Annotated in this window: 3 protein-coding genes and 3 tRNA genes; all 6 read right to left on the reverse strand. The window is 40.0% G+C overall.

Annotation, left to right across the window (positions count from 1 at the left end; all coding sequences use genetic code 11):
- Positions 1 to 70: 70 nt before the first annotated feature.
- Positions 71 to 156: transfer RNA gene (locus G322_RS0117660), tRNA-Leu, on the reverse strand.
- Positions 157 to 170: 14 nt separating this feature from the next.
- A tRNA-Cys gene (locus G322_RS0117665) sits at positions 171 to 244 on the reverse strand.
- Positions 245 to 260: 16 nt separating this feature from the next.
- Positions 261 to 335, reverse strand: a tRNA-Gly gene (locus G322_RS0117670).
- A 253-nt stretch (positions 336 to 588) separates the two neighbouring features.
- The gene (pgsA, locus tag G322_RS0117675; RefSeq protein WP_022943024.1) at positions 589 to 1,137 is read right to left on the reverse strand and encodes a CDP-diacylglycerol--glycerol-3-phosphate 3-phosphatidyltransferase; all 549 of its coding nucleotides are present in this window, start codon (positions 1,135 to 1,137) and stop codon (positions 589 to 591) included.
- 71 nt (positions 1,138 to 1,208) lie between these two features.
- Positions 1,209 to 3,041, reverse strand: a complete 1,833-nt coding sequence (gene uvrC / locus G322_RS0117680) for an excinuclease ABC subunit UvrC (RefSeq protein ID WP_022943025.1) — start codon at positions 3,039 to 3,041, stop codon at positions 1,209 to 1,211.
- A 37-nt stretch (positions 3,042 to 3,078) separates the two neighbouring features.
- Entirely contained in the window at positions 3,079 to 3,723 is a 645-nt protein-coding gene (gene uvrY / locus G322_RS0117685) for a UvrY/SirA/GacA family response regulator transcription factor (protein WP_022943026.1), read from the reverse strand.
- Positions 3,724 to 4,473: the final 750 nt, after the last annotated feature.

Raw genomic sequence — 4,473 nt, forward strand, 5'->3', positions numbered from 1 at the left:
CACAGTGCATTTTCAATTCTATATTTTAGGCAAAAAAAAGCCTCACATATAATGTGAGGCTTTTCTAAAATGGTGCCCGGAGCGAGACTTGAACTCGCACGCACAGAATGCACAAGATTTTAAATCTTGGGTGTCTACCGATTCCACCATCCGGGCAAAACTTTAAAACTTGGAGGCGGAACCCGGAGTCGAACCGAGATAGATGGATTTGCAATCCACTGCATGGCCACTCTGCCATTCCGCCAAAAATTTTACTTAAATGGAGCGGCACAAGAGATTCGAACTCTTGACCCCAACCTTGGCAAGGTTGTGCTCTACCACTGAGCTAGTGCCGCATATAACATTTAAGTTTTCATCAAGAGCAGAACTCTTGACTCCAGCATTCTTGGAAAGGGTTAACTTTACCAACGGAGCTAGTACCACCTATCTATTTAAGATTTTATCGAAAAGAACAATAACTGTTTCCCTTTCGATGTGGCGCATTTTAAAGACTTTCTAATTTGAGTCAACACTCTTTATTACTTTTTTTACGAATCATTAACTGTTCGCTGTTTTTTTACACTAAACGCCTATTAATTCCACCAGAAATCATTTTCCAGTGGATAATGCAGGCCATGCAGCTTTCAAGTAAACCACCATTGACCACAGCGTTAATACCGTTGCGACAAACATAAAAGTAAAACCACCCCATTCCATCATGGCCGATTGCTGCCAGATAAGCAGAAACAGTGCCACCATTTGCGAAAATGTTTTTACTTTACCAATACGTGAAACAGCCACACTAGCACGTTGACCCATTTCAGCCATCCACTCACGCAGTGCGGAGATAATAATTTCACGACAGATCATAATCATGGCAGGGATAGTTACCCAAATAACCGCGTAGTGTTCCACAATCATCACCAATGAAACTGCGACCATAATTTTATCGGCAACAGGATCTAAAAAAGCACCAAAAGGGGTGGATTGGTTTAACTTACGTGCAAGGTAACCATCTAATATATCGGTGAGCGCTGCCAATAAAAAAACAAAGGCAGCAATTTGAGCTGCCCATGCGACAGGTAAATAATAGATAACTACAAAGATAGGGATAAGAAAAATTCGAAAACCAGTCAAAATATTGGGAATGTTAATCATGAAATAAAAAATCCTTTATGTCGAACGGCTATTTTTGCATTTTATTGTTTACTAATGCAAATGGTTAACACTTATAAATGCAAAGCGTCATGAATATTTTCAGCCAGTGCCATACTAATACCATTAATTTTTGCCAGTTCATCAATACTGGCCGCTTTTACCCCCTGCAAACCACCAAAATGATTTAATAACGCTTGACGACGTTTTGCCCCGATACCAACAATCCCCTCTAATGTACTGGTGCGTCTTTTTTTATCTCGCTGACCACGATGCCCGGTGATAGCAAAACGATGGGATTCATCACGAATCTGTTGAATAAGGTGCAACGCAGGTGAATCGCTTTTGATGTCTAGAATCTCATGACTATCGGCTAAAATCAGTGTTTCAAGCCCCGCTTTTCGCCCTTCACCTTTAGCAATACCAATTAACAATGGATATTTTTCTACAAAATTTTCAGCTAATGAACTAATAATTGTTTCAGCCTGATTAAGCTGGCCTAATCCACCATCAATAAAAATAATATCGGGTATATTTTCAATCTCTTGCTTGTCACGAAAACGCCTCGCTAATACTTGCCCCATGGCAGCGTAATCATCTCCGGGCGTAATTCCGGTAATATTAAAACGGCGATAAGCAGATTTTTTTGCACCCTCTCGGTCAAAGACCACACAGGAAGCCACGGTTTTTTCCCCCATCATGTGAGAAACATCGTAACACTCCATGCGTTTAATTGGCGTTATTAACTCTAACTTCTCTTCTAATAACTGATAGCGTTGTTGAATACTGTTTTTCTGACTAAGATGTGTTTGTAATGCCACTAAGGCGTTACGTTTTGCAAGTTTTACAAATTTTGCCCGCTCACCACGCATCTCCACTTTCAACGTGGTTTTATAACCGCAGTACTCACTGAACAACTCAGTAAAAACAAAACGTTCTGAAAAATCATCACTCAGTAAAATCTCTTTTGGAATAGCGCGACCATTTTGTCCAGAAAGGTAAAATTGACTTAAAAAAGCACTTAACACTTCATCGGCCGTGGAGTTTTTAGGCACTTTAGGGAAATAGTTACGGCTACCAAGAATTCGCCCTTGACGAATAAACAACAGATGAAAACTAGCAATGCCCTGCTCATAAACAAAACCGAGCACATCAAGCTGTTCAATATCCCCACTCACCCACTGTTGCTCTTGTACCTTTTTTAACGATTGAATTTGATCGCGCCTTAATGCTGCTTTTTCAAACTCAAGTGCTTCACTAGCAATTTGCATCTCACCGATTAGTTGATCAATAACACGTTGGCTTTTACCCAATAAAAACTCAGAAGCAAGCTCCACTTGGTGTGAATATTCTGTTTCAGGCATCGCATTGACACAAGGCCCAAGACAACGTTTAAGTTGATACTGTAAACAAGGACGCGAGCGATTGGCATAATAACTGTCCTCACACTGGCGAATGGGAAATAGTTTTTGCATCAAATGTAGGCTTTCACGCACCGCACCACCACTTGGATAAGGGCCAAAATAAGTGCCTTTACGTTGACGATTTTTAGAACGCACTAAGGTTAATTGCGGGTGTTTATGGTCACTCAAAAATAGATAAGGGTAAGATTTATCATCACGCAGTAATACATTGTACTTAGGTTTGTATTGCTTGATGAAGTTATGCTCTAAAATCAGCGCTTCTGTTTCGGTATGAGTCACTGTCACTTCGATATTAACGATATGACTCACTAATGCGAGGGTCTTGGGATGTTTTTGAGTGAGACTGAAATAACTGCTAAGGCGTTTTTTGAGGTTTTTTGCTTTACCGACATAGATGATGACATTTTTATCATCAAACATACGATAGACACCAGGCTCAGTGGTAACTGTTTTTAAGAATTGCTCAGGTGAAAAGAGTGACATAAAAAATGATGCCCTGTGGCATCATTTTCTTAGTAAGTTATAACGTATTGGCATCTAGCATGCCGTAACGTATTGCTAAATGGGTCAGCTCTACATCACCGTTCACACCTAGTTTATCAAACAGGCGATAACGATAACTGTTGATTGTTTTAGGGCTTAGACTTAACTGTTCAGAGATATCAACAACACGTTGCCCTTTTGTTATCATCATCATGATCTGCAATTCACGCTCTGATAACACACTAAAAGGATCATCTGAAACAGGTGATATTTGTGAAAGTGCCATCTGTTGCGCAATTTCAGGGGCTAAATAGCGTTGCCCAGAATGAACAGCGCGAATAGCAGCTAATACTTCATCAGGCGCAGCAGCTTTACTCAGGTAACCAGCAGCACCTGCTTGCATTACTTTTGCAGGGAAGGGATTTTCAGTATGCATGGTTAACATAATAATTTTGATATCTTCATTGATGCGCAAAATACGATGCATCGCATCTAACCCACCAATGCCCGGCATATTAATATCCATCAAGATGACATCAGGGTTATTACTGCGACACCACTTAACCGCATCCTCACCACTTTGTGCTTCACCAATTACTTTCATGCCACGTACATCATCAATGATACGGCTTATTCCTGTGCGTACTAATTCATGGTCATCGACCAGCAGGATATTTATCAAAACGTTTCTCCGCAGTGCTTTACAAGCAAAATGTTTTTAAGGCGATGATAATAGCAAAAATTTCGCCTTTTTTTAAATCAAAAAACATCAGGCTATGCGTTAGTTAACAATTATCTCTTATATACCCATATTACTTCAAGATGTAAAGTCAGCAAGGAAAATCGTGCCAAGATGCTAGGTATAAAATTGAAGCCTAGTCGTTCTAAGTCGATATTTTATAACAACGCAGATTGGTGCGAGTTACCTTACCCTTCAGGACGCAAGCTCGAAAACCAGTTCAGCGTTGCAACAATCACAAAGGGAATAACCATTCGCTCATGTTGCGCCTTGTTCTGATTATCGAGCTTGTGCCTGACAAAATATCTTGAAGTAACATGGGTATAGATAAGTATAAGGAACTTATACCATATATGGACCCTCTCCGATTGCAAGACAATTTTGATCGTTGAAATAGAGTGCATTGCAGCCATATATTCGGCTTTTTTATGAGGTATCACTGATGCCTCTAGCCCTGATGGATTTCCGCCCCTATTACCTCATCAATCCGGCGGCTTATTATAGCCCTTGGTATAAAAAGGTTTCCTATAGGGCAGTGCTGAACTGTATCCCATCAATCTCTATTCTCTAGCAATATTACAGGGTGGTTAAACTTTATTATCGACTGATTAAATTTTATTACTGGCTAATTAACACGTTAACTTACTGCATTTTTAAACTTATAATCTTCCTGATGATACAACATCGCCCACG

The organism is Psychromonas hadalis ATCC BAA-638, from assembly GCF_000420245.1.
Taxonomy (GTDB): domain Bacteria; phylum Pseudomonadota; class Gammaproteobacteria; order Enterobacterales; family Psychromonadaceae; genus Psychromonas; species Psychromonas hadalis.